16 protein-coding genes, 1 tRNA gene and 2 pseudogenes are annotated in these 17233 nt (G+C 70.7%); 15 read left to right on the forward strand and 4 right to left on the reverse strand.

All coding sequences use genetic code 11. From position 1 onward, the window contains the following. From AC2CHE_RS19495 to AC2CHE_RS19520, 6 genes and pseudogenes are all read left to right on the forward strand, one after another. Positions 1 to 131 (forward strand): annotated as a pseudogene (locus AC2CHE_RS19495) (16S rRNA (adenine(1518)-N(6)/adenine(1519)-N(6))-dimethyltransferase RsmA); the annotation flags it as partial. A gap of 32 nt (positions 132 to 163) precedes the next feature. After that, entirely contained in the window at positions 164 to 748 is a 585-nt protein-coding gene (locus AC2CHE_RS19500) for a Uma2 family endonuclease (protein WP_484506332.1), read from the forward strand. Beyond that, positions 745 to 1692, forward strand: a complete 948-nt coding sequence (locus AC2CHE_RS19505) for a 4-(cytidine 5'-diphospho)-2-C-methyl-D-erythritol kinase (RefSeq protein WP_484506333.1) — start codon at positions 745 to 747, stop codon at positions 1690 to 1692. Before AC2CHE_RS19500 ends, AC2CHE_RS19505 begins: the two co-directional genes overlap by 4 nt. 163 nt (positions 1693 to 1855) lie before the next feature. Next, entirely contained in the window at positions 1856 to 3658 is a 1803-nt protein-coding gene (locus AC2CHE_RS19510; protein WP_484506334.1) for an ABC-F family ATP-binding cassette domain-containing protein, read from the forward strand. A gap of 123 nt (positions 3659 to 3781) precedes the next feature. Next, complete coding sequence (locus tag AC2CHE_RS19515; RefSeq protein ID WP_484506335.1) at positions 3782 to 4237, forward strand: DUF4383 domain-containing protein; 456 nt, start codon at positions 3782 to 3784, stop codon at positions 4235 to 4237. A 302-nt stretch (positions 4238 to 4539) separates the two neighbouring features. Beyond that, the gene (locus AC2CHE_RS19520; protein WP_484506336.1) at positions 4540 to 5016 is read left to right on the forward strand and encodes a DUF4383 domain-containing protein; all 477 of its coding nucleotides are present in this window, start codon (positions 4540 to 4542) and stop codon (positions 5014 to 5016) included. A 26-nt stretch (positions 5017 to 5042) separates the two neighbouring features. Here the strand turns inward: AC2CHE_RS19520 and AC2CHE_RS19525 are convergent, their stop codons facing one another. Together AC2CHE_RS19525 and AC2CHE_RS19530 are read right to left on the reverse strand one after the other, a co-directional pair. Next, positions 5043 to 5729: a TetR family transcriptional regulator gene (locus AC2CHE_RS19525; protein ID WP_484506337.1), complete on the reverse strand. Its 687-nt coding sequence runs from the start codon at positions 5727 to 5729 to the stop codon at positions 5043 to 5045. Between the two features lie 106 nt (positions 5730 to 5835). Then, positions 5836 to 6033 (reverse strand): annotated as a pseudogene (locus AC2CHE_RS19530) (acyl-CoA desaturase); the annotation flags it as partial. Positions 6034 to 6186: 153 nt separating this feature from the next. Between AC2CHE_RS19530 and AC2CHE_RS19535 the strand changes: the two are divergent. From AC2CHE_RS19535 to cysN, 8 genes are all read left to right on the forward strand, one after another. Further along, positions 6187 to 6258 (forward strand) — tRNA-Gln (locus tag AC2CHE_RS19535). Positions 6259 to 6359: 101 nt separating this feature from the next. Next, positions 6360 to 7895, forward strand: coding sequence for a bifunctional UDP-N-acetylglucosamine diphosphorylase/glucosamine-1-phosphate N-acetyltransferase GlmU (glmU, locus tag AC2CHE_RS19540; protein ID WP_484506338.1), 1536 nt, complete (start codon positions 6360 to 6362; stop codon positions 7893 to 7895). Between the two features lie 63 nt (positions 7896 to 7958). After that, complete coding sequence (locus AC2CHE_RS19545) at positions 7959 to 8939, forward strand: ribose-phosphate diphosphokinase (protein ID WP_484506339.1); 981 nt, start codon at positions 7959 to 7961, stop codon at positions 8937 to 8939. 268 nt (positions 8940 to 9207) lie between these two features. After that, positions 9208 to 9897 carry a 50S ribosomal protein L25/general stress protein Ctc gene (locus tag AC2CHE_RS19550; RefSeq protein WP_484506340.1) on the forward strand — a complete coding sequence of 230 codons (690 nt, stop codon included), beginning with the start codon at positions 9208 to 9210 and terminating at the stop codon, positions 9895 to 9897. A 117-nt stretch (positions 9898 to 10014) separates the two neighbouring features. Further along, the gene (gene pth, locus AC2CHE_RS19555) at positions 10015 to 10605 is read left to right on the forward strand and encodes an aminoacyl-tRNA hydrolase (protein WP_484506341.1); all 591 of its coding nucleotides are present in this window, start codon (positions 10015 to 10017) and stop codon (positions 10603 to 10605) included. 175 nt (positions 10606 to 10780) lie between these two features. After that, positions 10781 to 11614, forward strand: coding sequence for an inositol monophosphatase family protein (locus AC2CHE_RS19560; RefSeq protein WP_210937689.1), 834 nt, complete (start codon positions 10781 to 10783; stop codon positions 11612 to 11614). A 74-nt stretch (positions 11615 to 11688) separates the two neighbouring features. Then, positions 11689 to 12597 carry a sulfate adenylyltransferase subunit CysD gene (gene cysD, locus AC2CHE_RS19565; protein WP_093408204.1) on the forward strand — a complete coding sequence of 303 codons (909 nt, stop codon included), beginning with the start codon at positions 11689 to 11691 and terminating at the stop codon, positions 12595 to 12597. Then, on the forward strand, positions 12597 to 13898 hold the full coding sequence (gene cysN / locus AC2CHE_RS19570) for a sulfate adenylyltransferase subunit CysN (protein WP_484506342.1): 1302 nt from the start codon (positions 12597 to 12599) through the stop codon (positions 13896 to 13898). Before cysD ends, cysN begins: the two co-directional genes overlap by 1 nt. 84 nt (positions 13899 to 13982) lie before the next feature. On the opposite strand, the gene galK is transcribed toward cysN, so the two are convergent. Both galK and galE read right to left on the reverse strand, forming a co-directional pair. Then, positions 13983 to 15152, reverse strand: coding sequence for a galactokinase (galK, locus tag AC2CHE_RS19575; RefSeq protein WP_484506343.1), 1170 nt, complete (start codon positions 15150 to 15152; stop codon positions 13983 to 13985). Further along, on the reverse strand, positions 15149 to 16132 hold the full coding sequence (gene galE, locus AC2CHE_RS19580) for a UDP-glucose 4-epimerase GalE (RefSeq protein WP_484506344.1): 984 nt from the start codon (positions 16130 to 16132) through the stop codon (positions 15149 to 15151). Before galE ends, galK begins: the two co-directional genes overlap by 4 nt. Before the next feature lie 79 nt (positions 16133 to 16211). Between galE and AC2CHE_RS19585 the strand changes: the two genes are divergently transcribed. Beyond that, on the forward strand, positions 16212 to 17210 hold the full coding sequence (locus AC2CHE_RS19585) for a hemolysin family protein (protein ID WP_484506345.1): 999 nt from the start codon (positions 16212 to 16214) through the stop codon (positions 17208 to 17210). Positions 17211 to 17233 lie beyond the last annotated feature (23 nt).

The raw sequence follows: 17233 nt of genomic DNA on the forward strand, positions 1-17233 counted from the left end.
GCGCCGACCGGGCCGCCGCCGCGCTCACCGCCGCCGGCGTCGACCCCGGCGCACGCGGCGAGTCACTCACCGTCGAGCAGTTCGCCGCCGTGGCCGCGTCGGCCCCGAGCCGTACGCCGGCAGCCCAGTAGGCTGAGGCCGTGCCCGCCGAGGAGGTGTACCAGTGACCGCCCAGCCGATCGATCCCGACGTGTCCGGCATGTGGGGCCCGGACCCGCTTCGGCAACGCCTGGCCAACTACACCGTCGAGGACGTGCTGGCCTTCCCCGACGACGCCCCCCGCGTCGAGTTGCGTGACGGAGTCCTGGTCTTGGTCCCTTCCCCCACCATCGGTCATCAGAACATCGCCAACCGGCTCTGGATGTGGCTGTTCCGTAACGCGCCCCTCAGTGTCGAGCCTGCCACTGCGGTCGGCGTGGTGATCAGCCACCGCAACACCTTCGAGCCGGATGTGGTGCTGCTCAGGCGCCCGGTGGTCGCCGACAACCACTATGTTGACGCCGAGCAGGTGGTGCTCGCCGTCGAGGTCGTCTCGCCCGGCACCCGGCGTCGGGACCGGTTGGAGAAGCCCGCCGACTACGCCGACGTCGGCATCCCGCACTACTGGCGGATCGAGCAGAATCCCGTGCACGTGTACGCGTACGACCTTGTCGACGGCCGGTACGAGCTGGTCGCCGACTCCGCCGAGGAGCTGATCGTGAACAAGCCGTTCGACGTGCGGTTGCCCGTCCGGGACATCACCCCGTGACCGAGGCCTGGCGACCGGACGACGACGAGCCGCGCGGGGCGAGCGGTCCGGTCCGGGTACGGGTGCCCGCCAAGGTCAACCTGCACCTGGGGGTCGGCCCGCTGCGCCGGGACGGCTACCACGAGCTGAACACCGTCTACCACGCGATCTCGATCTACGACGAGCTGACCGCGCGACGCGGCGACACGCTGACCCTCACCATGGAGGGCGAGGGCACCGGGGAGCTTGCCCTCGACGACTCCAACCTGATCCTCCGGGCGGCGCACGCCCTCGCCGGGTACGCAGGCGTCATGCCGCACGCCCGGCTTCACCTGCGCAAGCAGATCCCGCTGGCCGGTGGGCTCGCCGGCGGCAGCGCCGACGCGGCGGCCGCCCTGGTCGCCTGCGACGCGTTGTGGGGCACCGGCCTGTCCCGTGACGAGTTGGCGAGCATCGCCGCCGACCTCGGCTCGGACGTGCCCTTCCTGATCCACGGCGGCACCGCGTTGGGCACCGGCCGGGGCGAGGCGGTCAGTCCGGTGCTGGCCCGGCCCACCTCCTGGCACTGGGTGGTCGCCATCGCCGACGGCGGCCTGTCCACCCCGCAGGCGTACCGGGAACTCGACCGGCTCCGCGAGACCGGCGCCGCCGGCCCGCCCCTGGGCAGCACCGACGGGCTGCTCGCCGCACTGCGGCAGCGCGATCCCCGGGTGCTCGCACCGACCCTCGGCAACGACCTTCAGGACGCCGCCCTGGCCATGCGACCGTCGCTGGCGAGCACCCTGAAGGCCGGCGAGGCGGCCGGGGCGCTGGCCGGCATCGTCTCCGGCTCGGGGCCCACCTGCGTGTTCCTCACCGCCGACGCCGCCGACGCGGAACGCGTCGCCGCAGAGTTGGCGGCGGCCGGGGTGTGCCGGGAGGCCCGCATCGCCCACGGCCCGGTGCACGGCGCCCGGATCACCTGAGTCCACCCGCCGACCCGGCGCGGGTCAGGTGGCGCTCGGTTGCGTCCGCCGCTGCCCGGTGCCCGGGACGCCGCCGAGCAGCGACCGCCCGCGTACCCTGGAACGACAGGCGTCCCCAGGTGCCCCCCGGCACCGGGACGCCTTGATCATGGAAGGTGGATACGTGGCCAACATCGTCAACCTGGACCGGGTGTCCAAGGGCTACGGCGCGGCCGGGCCACTGCTCACCGAGGTCTCGCTCGGCCTGGAGGACGCCGACCGGATCGGCGTCGTCGGGCTCAACGGCGCCGGCAAGTCCACCCTGCTCCGACTGTTGACCCGGATTGAGCAGCCCGACGACGGCCGGGTCACCCACCGTCGCGACCTGCGCGTCGCCTGGCTGCCACAGAACCTCACCCTCAGCCCCGAGGCCACCGTCCGCGACGTCGTGCTCGGCACCGAGTGGCTCGCCGAGAGCATGGGCGCGGAGCACGAATGGGCCGGTGACGCCGGCGTACGCGCCATCCTCGACGGGCTTGGCATGCCGCACCTGGGACTCGACGCTCCGGTCGGGCCGATGTCCGGTGGCGAACGCCGCCGGGTGGCGCTGGCCGCCTTGCTGGTCCGCGACGCCGACCTGCTCATCCTCGACGAGCCCACCAACCACCTCGACGTCAGCGGCGTCGACTGGCTGGCCCGGCACCTGGTCGGCCGCAAGGGCGCTCTGGTCGTGGTCACCCACGACCGCTGGTTCCTCGACGCCGTCTGCACCACCACGTGGGAGGTCGCCGACCAGACCGTGCGGGCCTACGAGGGCGGCTACGCCGCCTGGATCCTCGCCCGCGCCGAGCGGGAAAGGATCGCCGCCGCCACCGAGGCGCGCCGACAGAACCTGCTCCGCAAGGAGATCGCCTGGCTGCGCCGTGGCCCGCCGGCCCGCACCTCGAAGCCGAAGTTCCGTATCGACGCGGCCAACGCGCTCATCGCCGACGTGCCGCCACCGCGCGACACGATGTCGCTGCAACGGCTGGCCACCGCCCGCCTCGGCAAGCAGGTGTACGACCTGGAACACGTCCGGCTGCACGCCGGCCCCAAGACCATCCTCGACGACACCACCTGGCAGGTCGGCCCCGGCGACCGGATCGCCATCCTCGGCGCCAACGGCGCCGGCAAGACCACCCTGCTACGGATGCTGGCCGGCGTCACCCGCCCCGACAGCGGACGGATGGCCACCGGCAGCACCGTACGGCCCGCCTTCCTCTCCCAGGAACTCGCCGAACTGCCCAGCGACCTGCGCGTCCTGGAAGCCGTCGAGGAGGTCGCCCGGCGGGTCCGCCTCGGCGACCGGGAGATCTCCGCCGCCCAGCTCGCCGAGGTGTTCGGCTTCGACGACCGGCGCCTCTGGACTCCGGTCGGTGATCTCTCCGGCGGCGAGCGGCGTCGGCTCCAGATGCTGCGCCTGCTGGCCAGCGAACCGAACGTGCTGCTGCTCGACGAACCCACAAACGACCTCGACACCGACACCCTCGCCGCGTTGGAGGACCTGCTCGACTCCTGGCCCGGCACGATCGTGGTGGCCAGCCACGACCGCTACCTCATCGAGCGGGTGACGGACTCGGCGTACGGCATGTTCGGTGACGGCCGGCTGGTGCATCTGCCCGGTGGTGTCGACGAGTACCTTGCCCGCGCCAACGACCGGCCGGGCACCGGACGTACCCCGGCACCTTCGGCACCGGCCACCGGCCCGGCCGGCGGCGGAATGAGCGCCGCCGAGGCCCGGCAGGCCCGCAAGGAACTTGTCCGCCTCGAACGGCAGGTCGGCAAGCTGGAACAGAAGGAGGCCACCCTGCTGGACCAACTCGCCGCGAACGCCACCGACTACAGCAAGGTGGCCGAGCTGGACGCCCAGCTCACCCAGGTACGCGGCGAGCGTGAGGAGGCCGAGCTGGCCTGGCTCGCGCTGGCCGACGAGATCCCCGCAGGCTGAGCCACCCCACCCGGCATCGACGCTGCTCCGACATGACGCTCGCGGGACCCGTGTGCGGCGTCACAGGGCATGATGCGGGAGAATCGCCGTCGACCCTCACTCAACGGCGTTGGAGACACAGACATGGCCCACACCCCCGTCAACCACCCCGCGCGGCCGATCTACCGGGCGATCGGCGGGCTCATCGGTCTGTACCTGGTGGTCTTCGGTGTGATCGGCTTCCTGACCAGCACCGGTGAGCCCTTCTTCGGCCAGGGCGACACCCAGGTCCTGGGGCAGGGGACGAACCTCGGCTTCTCCCTGTTCAGCATCGTGATCGGTGCGATCGTGCTGGCCGGCACCGCCATCGGGCGCAACCTCGACGTGTTGATCAACCAATGGTCCGCCTATCTGATCTTGGTGGTCAGCCTGGCGGGTCTCGCCCTCAGCCGGACCGAGGCCAACATCTTCAACGTCAGCGTCGTCACGGTGATCGTTCAGATGGTGCTCAGCCTGGTGCTGCTGATGGCCGGCATGTACAGCAAGGTCGGCAGCGACGAGGAGCACGAGGCGTGGCAGGAGGCTCGACTCGTGCTCTGAGGTCCCGCTTCTGGTTGCGATTGTGGTTTCGCCGGAGCCCGACCCGCTCCGGGCGGTCAGGCTTGATCCCTGCGCGGGTCGGGCTCCGGCGACAACCCGTCGGGGTTGCGCATCCGTTCGGCGCGCCCGGCCGGGATGGGGATCTTGAGCCGCGTGGTTGCGCCTCGGGCAGACTCGCGGCCGATTCCGGGCGTGGCCTCGCCGTGTCGGCGGGTTGCTGCTGTTGAGTTGGCGTTCGGGGGACGCGAACCGCGTGATTGCGGGACAATGTCGTTGTTGTCCCGCTTTGCGTGGAGGAGTCGATGCCGCACTTTCCGGTCAACCATCCGGCACGGTCGTTCTACCGGGCGCTGTCCGGTCTGGTCGGGCTCTACATCCTCATCTTCGGTGTCTGGGGGACCGCGCTCACCTGGGGCGACCCGCTGTTCGGCCGAAACGGCAACTGGGCTCTGGGCCTGCGCACCAACCTGGCCTTCTCACTGGCCTCGATCGCCTTCGGGGTCGTGCTCATCGTCGGCGCGTCCCGGCGAACCAACCTCGGTCACTACATGAACCTCACCGCCGGAGCCGTATTCCTGGTCACCAGCATCCTGATGATGTCGGTGCTCCAGACCGACGCCAACTTCCTGAACTTCTCCATGTCGACGGTGATCGTCTCGATGCTGTTCGGGCTGATCCTGCTCGGCACCGGCCTCTACGACAAGGTCGGCCCGCACGAGGACGCCGAGGTCGAGCGGAGCCGTCGGAACCACCCCGTCGCCGAGATCCACCGCCGCTGAGCGAAGCTGCGCCCCACCGACGCCGCTCAGCGCCCGCCCGCGGTGATCAGACCCGGCTTGTCCTCCAGGTGCGACAACCCGTTCCAGGAGAGATTCACCAGGTGCGCGGCCACCGCCTCCTTGCGCGGCTTACGCACCTCCAGCCACCACCGGCCGGTCAACGCGACCATGCCCACCAGCGCCTGCGCGTACAACTCGGCCAATTTGGGGTCGTAACCGCGACTGGAGAACTCCGCGCCGAGAATGTGCTCCACCTGGTGCGCCACGTCGTTCATCACGCTGCTGAAGTTGCCGGTCGCCGAGAGCACCGGCGACTCCCGTACCAGCACCCGGAACCCGCTGGTCTCCTCCTCGATGTAGCCGAGCAGGGCCAACGCGGCCTGCTCCAGCAGCTCCCGCGGATGACCCGCGGTCAGTGCCGTGGTGATCCGGTCCAGCAGGGACCGGACCTCGCGGTCCACCACCACCGCATAGAGCCCCTCCTTGCCGCCGAAGTGCTCGTAGACCACCGGCTTGGAGACCTTCGCGCGCGACGCCACCTCCTCGATGGAGGTGGCGTCGAAACCACGCTCGGCGAAGATCTGCCGGCCGATCGCGATCAACTGCTCGCGACGCTGGGCGGCGGACATGCGTACCCGGGACGTCGGCTTGCCCGCCGCGGCGGGCACCGACCGCCGCCGTTTGCCGCCCACCGCGGGAGGAATGTCGGCCATCTCGTCACCTCGCTGGCGCTCGGTGACGCCCTGTCGTGGGATGCTGCCTGCTCTCCGCCCGGTCACCCGAACATACTGTCAGGTAACTTGCGGGTTGGCCGCCCGGTCAACGCTCGGTCGCTGGCCGGGCCAGCTTCGCCGCGATCCGTTCCGGCTTCGGCCAGCGCACGTCCCACGCCGCCCCGACCTTCTCGAACAGCCAGATCATCCGGGCCGAGACGTCGATCTGCCCCCGCAGGACACCGTGCCGGGCGCTCGTCGGATCGGCGTGGTGCACTTTGTGCCAGCTCTCCCCGAAGGACAACGCCGGTGACGAGTACAAGGGCTGTCTCGTGATCAATGTGCCGCGTAGCCGCGAGCTCTACTGGCGAATAGAGGGTATGATCGCCGAGCTGTTCCGGTCCGCGGCTGAACACACTTCAGCGGTTTGATGCGGCCTGTCGGCTTGACATTTCTATGGGGTGTGGGGTAATGGCAACCCGCAGGCCTTTGGAGCCTTGAGCTCCTGGTTCGAATCCAGGCACCCCAGCAAGCACCCTCAACTGCCGATCCTCGTACCCCTGCCGAACAGGCCGGATTGTCTGGTTAGCATGGCCGCGAGACTGTCCGCGTTCCGACGGGAGCCACGTCGTGCCCGAGCCCCACACCCGTACCGTCGTCGTACTCGCTGCCGGTGAGGGCAAGCGGATGAAGTCCTCGTTGCCCAAGGTGCTGCATCCACTGCTCGGTCGGACGCTGGTGGGCCACGTGCTCAACGCGGCCGACCCGCTGGCTGCGGCGCGCACCCTGGTGGTGGTGGGGCACGGCGCCGACCAGGTCCGCGCCCACCTTGCCGGGATCGCCCCCGAGGCCACCGCGGTCCACCAGGCGGAACAGCTCGGCACCGGGCACGCGGTGCGGATCGCGCTGGAGGCCGCCCCGGAGGTCACCGGCACGGTGGTGGTGCTCAACGGCGATGTGCCGTTGCTGCGGCCCGAGACGGTCGGTGCGCTGGTGGCGGCCCACGAGAGCGAGGGCGCCGCGGCGACCGTGCTCGCGGCGGAGGTGCCGGACCCGACCGGGCTCGGGCGCATCGTGCGGGACTCGGCGGGCCGGTTGGAACAGATCGTCGAGCAGCGTGACGCCACTCCCGGACAGCTCGCTGTCCGTGAGATCAACGCTGGCATCTACGCGTTCGACGCGACCCGGCTGCGGGACGTGCTCGGCAAGCTGTCGACCGACAACGACCAGGGCGAGGAGTACCTCACCGACGTCTTCAAGATGCTGGTCTCCGCCGGCGAGCCGGTGGGGGTGCACCTGGCCGCCGACCACACCGAGACGCTCGGTTGCAACGACCGGGTGGAACTCGCGGCGTTGCGCCGGCTGCTGCGTGACCGGGTCAACGAGCGGTGGATGCGGGCCGGCGTCAGTCTGCTCGACCCCGAGACCACCTGGATCGACGTGACGGTGGCGCTGGACCGCGACGCGGTGGTGGATCAGAACACCCAGCTATGTGGCGGTTCGGTGGTCGGCAGCGGCGCGGTGGTCGGGCCGGACGTGACGTTGATCGACACGGTGGTAAGGCACGGCGCGACGGTGTTGCGCAGCCATGCGGTCGGCGCCGAGGTGGGTCCGGGCGCCAGCGTCGGGCCGTACGCGTACCTGCGGCCGGACGCCCGGTTGGCGGAGCGGTCGAAGGTCGGCACGTTCGTCGAGGTGAAGAATTCCGAGCTGGGGGCCGGCGCCAAGGTGCCGCACCTGTCGTACGTGGGTGACGCGACGATCGGAGCGAGGGCGAACATCGGCGCGGCGACGATCTTCGTGAACTACGACGGGGTGAACAAGCACCGCACCGTGGTCGGCGAGGCGGCGTTCGTGGGCTGCGACACGAGCCTCATCGCACCGGTCGAGGTGGGCGCCGGGGCGTACGTGGCGGCGGGTAGCGCGATCAACAAGGACGTGCCGCCGGGGGCGTTGGGGTTGACCCGGGCGCCGCAGCGCAGCGTCGAGGGCTGGGTGGCGCGCAAGCGCGCGGGCACGGCTTCCGCCGAGGCGGCCGAGCGTGCCCTTCGGGGTGCGCAGGGTGCTCCGGCGGCGGCGTTCTCCGCAAGTGAAGGTGAGGCAATCCACGGCACCGCCGAGTCGGTGGGCGGTACGCCCGAGCCGGGAGATACTGCAACCGAATAGTCCCCGGCCGACCACCACCAACAGGCCGGGTACCGCCGACCGAACACGGGAGCAGACGGGCCCATGGGCAGCATCGTCGCCGAAAACCGCAAGAGCCTGATGCTCTTCTCCGGACGTGGTTTTCCGGAGTTGGCCAAGGAGATCGGTGAGGTGCTCGGCGTCGCGCCGACGCCGGCCGACGCGTACGAGTTCGCCAACGGCGAGATCTTCGTACGCTTCAAGGACTCGGTACGTGGTTCGGACGCCTTCGTGGTGCAGTCGGTCACGCACGGGGTGAACACCTGGGTCATGGAGACCCTGATCATGGTGGACGCGCTGAAGCGCGGTTCGGCCAAGCGGATCACTGTCGTCCTGCCGTTCTATCCGTACTCCCGCCAGGACAAGAAGCACCGCGGTCGGGAGCCGATCTCGGCGCGGTTGGTCGCCGACCTGCTGAAGACCGCCGGGGCGAACCGGATCCTCACCGTGGACCTGCACACCGCGCAGATCCAGGGCTTCTTCGACGGTCCGGTGGACCACCTCTTCGCGATGGACATCCTGGCCGAGTACGTGGAGCGCAAGTACGCGGGCCGGCCGATGACGGTGGTCGCGCCGGATTCGGGCCGGGTGCGGGTGGCCGAGCGGTGGACGGACCGGCTGGGTGGTTGCCCGCTGGCGTTCATCCACAAGACTCGGGACCCGATGAAGCCGAACCAGGTGGTGGCGAACCGGGTCGTCGGTGAGGTCGAGGGTCGGGTCTGCCTGGTCGTCGACGACATGATCGACACGGGCGGCACGATCTGCCGGGCGGCGGACATCCTGAAGGAGTCGGGAGCGGCGGACGTGATCGTGGCGTCCACCCACGCGCTGCTGTCCGACCCGGCGGCGGAGCGGTTGAAGAACAGCCCGATCAGCGAGGTCGTGGTGACCAACACGCTCCCCTTGCCGCCGGAGAAGCAGCTCGACAAGCTCACCGTGCTGTCGATCGCGCCGCTGCTGGCCCGGGCGATCCGCGAGGTCTTCGACGACGGCTCGGTGACCACGCTCTTCGGTGGGCTGAGCTGAGCGCGGTTCACGACCGAGCCGGCTGGTTGGTGCCGGGGCGGGGTGTCCGCGCGGGTACGGGGACTGCCGGAAACCCGGGAAATCGCTCGGGTAGACTGGTGCGGTTGCCACGGCGAGGGTGCCCTGCGGGCCGCTGAGAAGCGCCGCACGGAGGCACCGTGATCGACGCGGTGCTCCGGGCAGTCTGCTGACGCATGAGCCCCTGCGAGCCCCCCGCCCAGCACCGCCAGACGACAAGCTGCCGCAGCGAAGCATCAGGAGTTTCCCCGTGTCCGAGGTAAAGATCAGCGCCGAGCCCCGCACCGAGTTCGGCAAGGGTGGTGCCCGCCGTACCCGCCGGGCCGGCAAGGTGCCCGCCGTGCTGTACGGCCATGGCGAGAAGCCCAAGCACATCGCGCTGCCGGCCCGCGAGTTCGCGGCGGCCATCCGCAACGGTGGCGCCAACCAGCTGTTGGCGCTCGACATCAGCGACGGCACGCTGGCGCTGGCGCTGCCGAAGGCGATCCAGCGGAACCCGATCAAGGACACCTTCGAGCACGTCGACCTGCTGCTGGTGCGTCGCGGCGAGAAGGTCACCGTGGACGTGCCGGTCCAGCTCACCGGTGAGGCCGCGCGCGACACGCTGATCGTGCACGACCACGACACCCTCTCGGTGACCGCGGACGCGACCAAGGTGCCGGATCACCTGGAGGCTTCGATCGAGGGTGCCGAGCCGGGTTCCCATGTCACCGCCGCTGACGTGTCGTTGCCGGCGGGTGTGGAGCTGGCCGCCGACCCGGAGCTGACGATCGCCACGGTCACCGCCGCGCCGACCGCCGAGCAGCTGGAGTCGACGCTGCCCGAGGTCGAGGAGGCCACCGAGGAGGCCGAGGCCGAGGTCGGCGAGGTCACCGAGGGCGCTGCCGAGGCGCCGTCCGCCGAGGGCGAGGCGGACACCGAGGCTCGTACCGAGGCCTGACAGTCTCGCAGTTTGCGACAGGCGTCCCCGGGTTCTGCGGGGGGCGCCTGTCGGCGTATCGGATGATCGGCGGCGTGGGCGGTGGTCGACCGCCGGTGCGAGCGGGAGGGGCGGGCGGTGACGGACGAGACCGGGCCGTGGCTGGTGGTCGGCCTGGGTAACCCGGGTCGGGAGTACGCGGGCAACCGGCACAACGTCGGGTTCATGGTCGCCGACCTGCTGGCTGGTCGGCTGGGTGCGAAGTTCGGCCGGCACCGGCGGGCGGTGGCGGAGGTCGCAGAGGGGCGGCTGGGGTTGGGCGGGCCCAAGTTGGTGCTGGCCAAGCCGCTGACCTACATGAATCTGTCCGGTGGGCCGGTGGCCGGTCTGGCGCAGTTCTACAAGGTGCCGCCGGGGCGGGTGATCGCGGTGCACGACGAGCTGGACATCGGTTACGGCCAGGTGCGGGTCAAGTGCGGCGGTGGTGAGGGCGGGCACAACGGCCTGCGGTCGATGTCGAAGTCGTTTGGCACGAAGGACTACGTGCGGGTGCGGTTCGGGATCGGTCGTCCGCCGGGGCGGCAGGATCCGGCGGACTATGTGCTGTCGGATTTCGGCACGGCGGAACGCAAGGAGTTGGACTTTCTGGTGGACCGGGCCGCGGACGTGGTGGAATCCGTGGTCAGCCGGGGTGTGGAGCCGACTCAGAACCTCTACCACGGGGTCTAGCGCGGGCGCCGGGGCGCCCGTTCGACGTCGGCCTCCGCGCCGCTGGGTGCCGACACACGTGTCGGGGGCGGGCGGCGGCGGTCGGGTTCGTCGGTGGCCCGGTAGTGTGCGGGTTCGGCGGTCGGGCGGGGCCGGCCGCTCGGCATACGCGGATCGTGGCGACGGGAGCGGAAGCATGAGCGGTCCACCGATGATCGACGGGGCGTTCGCGCGGTGGCTGGCGGATCGTGCCGGGCAGGCGCTGCTGGGCCTGCGGGCGGAGATGGGGTTCGCCGATGCCGGTGCGTTGAAGTCGGCGGGGGACAAGGTCTCGCACGACCTGATCCGTACCGAGTTGGCGAGGTGGCGCCCGGGTGACGCGGTGCTCTCCGAGGAGGACGAGGGTTCCCGACTGGCGTGGGCGGCCGAGGTGAACACCGGTGCCGTTTCGCGGTTGACCGCCGATCGGGTGTGGATCATCGACCCGTTGGACGGGACGCGGGAGTTCAGCGAGGAGGGGCGCGCGGACTGGGCGGTGCACGTGGCGCTCTGGGCGCGTAACGCGACCACCTCGCATGGTCTGGTCGCCGGTGCGGTCGGGCTGCCGGCTCAGCACCGGGTGCTGGGTACGGACCTGCCGCCGGCCTATCCGCCGATGACACCGGAGGCGGCCACGGCGGGCGGTGCGGGGCGGTTGCGGTTGGCGGCGAGTCGCAGTCGGCCGCCGGTGTTCCTGACCGATCTCGCGGAGGAGGTCGGGGCGCAGTTGGTGCCGATGGGCTCGGCCGGGGCGAAGATCGCTGCGGTGGTCACCGGTGAGGTGGATGCGTACATCCATGCCGGCGGGCAGTACGAGTGGGATTCGGCGGCGCCGGTCGCTGTGGCGACGGCCACCGGACTGCACGCTTCCCGGATCGATGGTTCTGCGCTGAAATACAACGAGGCGGATCCGCGCCTGCCGGACCTGTTGGTGTGCCGTAAGGATCTCGCCAGCCGGTTACTTGCGGCGTTGCATCGGCATTGCGGGTAGCCTGTCGCTACTTCCTGACATCCCCGACCGGAAAGGTCTGGAAAGCGGATGACCGAGCGAATCGAGCCCGAGTCATGACCAGTGCTGCGTACCAGGTCACCCATCTCGACGCGCTTGAGGCGGAGAGCATCTTCGTGATGCGCGAGGTGGTCGCCGAGTTGGAGCGGCCGGTGCTGCTCTTCTCCGGTGGCAAGGACTCGATCGTCATGCTCCGGCTGGCGCAGAAGGCGTTCGCGCCGGGTCACATTCCGTTCCCGGTGATGCACGTCGACACGGGTCACAACTTCCCGGAGGTGCTCGACTACCGCGACCGGCGGGTGGCCGAGCTGGGCCTGCAACTGGTGGTGGCCAGCGTGCCGGAGGCTCTGGCCAGTGGCCTGGTCCGCGAGTCCGCGGACGGGACGCGTAACCGGATCCAGACGCCGGTGCTGCTGGAGGCGGTGGAGAAGCACCGTTTCAACGCCCTCTTCGGCGGGGCGCGGCGGGATGAGGAGAAGGCCAGGGCGAAGGAGCGGATGTTCAGCTTCCGGGACGAGTTCGGCCAGTGGGATCCGAAGAACCAGCGGCCGGAGCTGTGGGCGCTCTACAACGGGAGGCATCATCCGGGCGAGTCGATCCGGGTGTTCCCGCTGTCCAACTGGACGGAGTTGGACGTGTGGCACTACATCGCCCGCGAGCGGATCGAGTTGCCGTCGATCTACTACGCGCACGAGCGTGAGGTGGTCGAGCGCGACGGGATGCTCTACGCGGTGAACGAGTTCCTGCCGGCGCGGGCCGGTGAGGAGCGGTTCAAGGCCCGGGTGCGGTATCGCACGGTGGGTGACGCCTCCTGCACGGCGGCGGTGCGCTCGGACGCGGACACGGTCGAGAAGGTCATCGAGGAGGTCGCCGCGACCCGGATCACCGAGCGTGGCGCGACCCGGGGTGACGACCGGGTCAGCGAGGCCGCGATGGAGGACCGTAAGCGGGAGGGCTACTTCTGATGAGCACCGAAACTCTGGACGCCGCTCCCGTGGCCGAGGGCCGGCCGATGGATCTGTTGCGTTTCGCCACGGCCGGGAGTGTGGACGACGGCAAGTCGACCCTGATCGGTCGGCTGCTCTACGACACGAAGTCGCTGTTCACCGACCAGTTGGCGGCAGTCGAGGCGGTCAGCGCGGCCCGGGGCGACGAGTACACCAACCTGGCGCTGCTCACCGACGGGCTGCGGGCGGAGCGGGAGCAGGGCATCACGATCGACGTGGCGTACCGCTACTTCGCCACGCCCCGGCGCAAGTTCATCATCGCCGACACCCCCGGGCACATCCAGTACACCCGGAACATGGTCACCGGGGCCTCCACGGCCGACCTGGCGCTGATCCTGGTGGATGCCCGCAAGGGGCTGGTCGAGCAGTCCCGCCGGCATGCGTTCCTCTGCTCGTTGTTGCGGGTGCCGCACCTGGTGCTCTGCGTCAACAAGATGGATCTGGTCGACTTCTCGCAGGAGGTCTTCGAGCGGATCGCCGACGAGTTCACCGCGTTCGCCGCGAAGCTGGACGTGCCGGATCTGACGGTGGTGCCGATCTCGGCTCTGCGGGGCGACAACATCGTCAGCCGCTCGCAGAACATGCCCTGGTACGAAGGCCCGGCGTTGCTGCATCACCTGGAGCGGGTGCACATCGCCAGCGACCGTAATTTGGTCGATGTCCGCTTCCCGGTGCAGTACGTGATCCGCCCCCAGTCGACCACCGTGACCGACTATCGGGGCTATGCCGGCCAGGTGGCCTCGGGGGTGCTCAAGCCGGGTGACGAGGTGATGGTGCTGCCTTCGGGCTTCACCAGCCGGATCTCCACGGTGGAGACCGCCGACGGGCCGGTCGCGGAGGCGTTCCCGCCGATGTCGGTGACGGTACGCCTGGAAAACGAGATCGACATCTCGCGCGGTGACATGATCTGCCGGCCGAACAACGCGCCCGCGGTCGCCCAGGACATCGAGGCGATGGTCTGCTGGATGGACGAGACGCGTCCGTTGCAGGTCGGCGGCAAGTATTCGATCAAGCACACGACCCGCGCGGCGCGGGCCATCGTGCGGGGCATGCACTACCGTCTCGACATCAATTCACTGCATCGCGACGAGTCGGCGAACGAGTTGCGGCTCAACGAGATCGGTCGGGTTCGCCTGCGGACCACCATCCCGCTGCTGGCCGACGAGTATCGCCGTAACCGCACCACCGGCGGGTTCATCATCATCGACGAGGCCACGAACCGCACGGTCGGCGCCGGCATGATCGTCGAGACCCCCTGACTCACCCGGCACCCCTGGTCGATCAAGAAGTTCTGGTCGGGATCCCACGCGGTCCCGACCAGAACTTCTTGGTCGACGGTGGGGTCAGTCCAGGCGGGTGACGCCTGAGGCGGGGGTGGCAATGGTGAGGGTGGGTGCGGTGAAGGCGCGGTCGGCGTAGGCGGCGGTGATGGCCGCGCCCACCTGGTCGGGCTGGTCCGCCTCGACCAGGGCCAGCACGCAGCCGCCGAAGCCGCCTCCGGTCATCCGGGCGCCGAGCGCCCCGGCGGCCAGCGCGGTCTCGACCGCGACGTCCACCTCGGGGACGGTGATGGCAAAGTCGTCCCGCATGGAGGCGTGCGAGGCGGTGAGCAGCGGCCCGATCTGCCGGACCTGTCCGGCGCGAAGCAGCGCCACGGTGTCGAGTACCCGCTGATCCTCGGTGACCACGTGGCGGACCCGGCGGCGGGTCTCGTCGTCGGGAAGCCGGGCGAGCGCGTCGTCGAGGTCGGCGGGCGGCACGTCACGCAGGGCGGGTGCGCCGAGCAGCGCGGCCGCCTTCTCGCAGCTGGCGCGGCGGGCCGCGTACTCGCCGTCGGCGTGCCGGTGCGGGGCTCGACTGTCGATCACCAGGACGGCGAGGCCGGCGTCGTCGAGGTCGAACGGGATGTGTTCGACCTGCTGGGTGCGGCAGTCGAGGAAGAGGGCGTGTCCGGCGCGGCAGCGGATCACCGCCGACTGGTCCATGATGCCGGTGGGCGCGCCGACGTACTGGTTCTCGGCGCGTTGGGCCAGCCGGGGCTGCTGTTCGGGCGGAAGCGCCAACCCGCCCAGGTCGACCAGCGCGGTGAGCACGGCGGCCTCCAGCGCGGCGGAGGAGGAGAGCCCGGCGCCGAGCGGCACGTCGGAGGCGACGGCCAGCCGGGCACCGGGGACGGGGTGTCCCGCCTCCCGTAGCGCCCACACCACGCCGGCCACGTACGCCGCCCAGCCGGTCACCCGCCCGGCGCGGGTCACCTCGTCGGTGCCGAAGCTGACCGTCTCGCCGGTCAGCTCGGAGCAGACCGTCCAGCTGCCGGCCGGCTGCGGCGTCGCCGCGACGACGGTACGCAGCGGGAGGGCGAACGGCAGCACGAATCCGTCGTTGTAGTCGGTGTGCTCGCCGATCAGGTTGACTCGGCCGGGAGCCGCCCAGCGGCCGGCGGGCGTCTGGCCGTACGCGTGCCGGAAGCAGGTGGTGGCGCGGTCGGCCACCGCGTCGCGGTCGTCGGTCACCGGCGGTCCAGGACTTGCGCGCGGTAGAAGGCCCAGGCGTCGGTGACCATGTCGTGCAGGGTGGGTTTGCGGGGCTCCCAGCCCAGTTCGGCGCGGGCTAGGGCGGAGGAGGCGACCAGTTCGGCCGGATCACCCTCGCGGCGGGGCGCCACCTCGACCGGCACCGGGTGCCCGGTGACCTCGCGGACGACCTCGACCACCTGCCGGTTGGTGAAACCGTTGCCGTTGCCGAGGTTGTAGATGCGGTGTTGTCCGGCGGTGGCCGCGTCCAGGGCGAGCAGGTGGGCCCGGGCCAGGTCGGAGACGTGGATGTAGTCGCGGACGCAGGTGCCGTCGACGGTGGGGTAGTCGTCGCCGAACAGTTGCAGCTTGTCCCGCCGGTCGGCGGCCACCTCCAGCGCGATCGGAATGAGGTGGGTCTCCGGGTCGTGCCGTTCGCCGAGGACGACGTCGCCGTCCAGATGCGCACCGGCGACGTTGAAGTAGCGCAGCGAGACGGCGGCCAGGCCGTGCCCGATCGACTCGGCGGTCAGCATCATGTCGACGGCGAGCTTCGTCGCCCCGTACGTGTTGGTGGGCGCCTTGACGGCGGTCTCCGGGATGGGCAGCGCGGTGGGATTGCCGTAGACGGCGGCGGTGGACGAGAACACCAACCGCGGTACGCCGGCGGCCCGCACCGCGTCGATCAGCGCCAGGGTGCCGACGGTGTTGTTGTGCCAGTACCGCTCGGGGGCGACCATCGACTCACCGGCGGCGATCAGTGCGGCGAAGTGCAGCACCCCGTCGAAATTGGCCTGCGGGGTGAGCACCCTGGCCGCATCGTGGATGCCGGCCTCGACGTGGGTGGCGTCGGGGGCGAGCGCGGCCCGGTGGCCGGTGCGCAGGTCGTCCAGCACGACCACCTCGTGCCCGGCGTCGAGCAGCATCCGGGTCACCACGCTGCCGATGAAGCCGGCCCCGCCGGTGACGAGCAGTTTCACGTCGGTTCCTCCCGCCTGGCCGGCACGGTCGCGGCCTTGGTGGTCACCCTACGGCCCGGGGCTGGCTACCATCACTCCCATGCGGGCCTCGCGTCGGCGCATACCCCGACGGCGTGGCCACGACCTGCACCGCCGTCAGCCGGGACCGGTGGCCCGGGCGGTCGCCCGGGTCGTGGTCCGGGCCGCCGACGGTGCCCTGCGGCTCGTCACCGACCTGCTCGGCGCCGGCCCGACCGCCGGCCGGGAACGGATCAGCGAGGCGGAACTGCGGGACCTGGTCGCCGCCAACACGGTCCTGGATCCGGTGGAGCGGCGCATCATCGACGACGTGCTGGTGGCCGGTGCGAGCCTGGTACGCGAGGTGATGATGCCCCGCACCGAGGTGGTGTTCCTCTCCGCGGCCCTGACGGTCGCCGAGGCGGAGCCGCTGGTGCGGGCCGGCCCGCACACCCGCTACCCGGTGGTGGACGGCACCCACGACGACGTGGTCGGTGTGGTGCACCTGCGCGACCTGCTGCTCGGCCCGGACGGGTCGTCGGGCACCACTGTCGGTCAGCTGGCCCGCGAGGTGAAGCGGCTGCCGGCCAGCAAACGGGTGCTCGCCGCGTTGACCGAGATGCGACGGGAGGGGCATCACCTGGCGGTGGTGGTCGACGAGTACGGCGGCACCGCCGGCATCGTCACCTGCGAGGACCTGATCGAGGAACTGGTCGGCGAGATCCACGACGAGTACGCGGACGTCCCGGAGCCCGCGTACACCGGGCTGCCGGCGGTGGTGGACGGTCGGCTCAATCTCGCCGACTTCGCCGAACGCACCGGTGTGCCCCTGCCGACGGGGCCGTACGAGACGGTGGGCGGGTTCGTGATGGCCGCGTTGGGACGGCTGCCGGCACCGGGTGACGAGATACCGGTGCCCGTCGATCCGGCGCAGCCGCCGGCCGGCGGCTGGCTGCTGCGGGTGCTGACCCTGGAGGGTCGACGGGTGGCCCGGCTGGCGGTCACCGTCGCGCGCCTGCCCGAACAGCGCCGCGAGGTGGTCTCGGCCGCCGACCGGGCCCGACCCGTCGACCCGTCATGACGTACGTCGGGTCAGCTGACAGA

Source organism: Micromonospora sp. ATLC16 (assembly GCF_057196645.1).

What these genes read in the sequence shown, in the direction of transcription:
- AC2CHE_RS19515 (WP_484506335.1), top strand. Translation starts at nt 3,782, where the DNA reads ATGGCCCACACCCCCGTCAACCACCCCGCGCGGCCGATCTACCGGGCG.
- AC2CHE_RS19585 (WP_484506345.1), top strand. Translation starts at nt 16,212, where the DNA reads ATGCGGGCCTCGCGTCGGCGCATACCCCGACGGCGTGGCCACGACCTG.
- cysN (WP_484506342.1), top strand. Translation starts at nt 12,597, where the DNA reads ATGAGCACCGAAACTCTGGACGCCGCTCCCGTGGCCGAGGGCCGGCCG.
- AC2CHE_RS19560 (WP_210937689.1), top strand. Translation starts at nt 10,781, where the DNA reads ATGAGCGGTCCACCGATGATCGACGGGGCGTTCGCGCGGTGGCTGGCG.
- AC2CHE_RS19525 (WP_484506337.1), bottom strand. Translation starts at nt 5,729, where the DNA reads ATGGCCGACATTCCTCCCGCGGTGGGCGGCAAACGGCGGCGGTCGGTG.
- AC2CHE_RS19520 (WP_484506336.1), top strand. Translation starts at nt 4,540, where the DNA reads ATGCCGCACTTTCCGGTCAACCATCCGGCACGGTCGTTCTACCGGGCG.
- AC2CHE_RS19545 (WP_484506339.1), top strand. Translation starts at nt 7,959, where the DNA reads ATGGGCAGCATCGTCGCCGAAAACCGCAAGAGCCTGATGCTCTTCTCC.
- cysD (WP_093408204.1), top strand. Translation starts at nt 11,689, where the DNA reads ATGACCAGTGCTGCGTACCAGGTCACCCATCTCGACGCGCTTGAGGCG.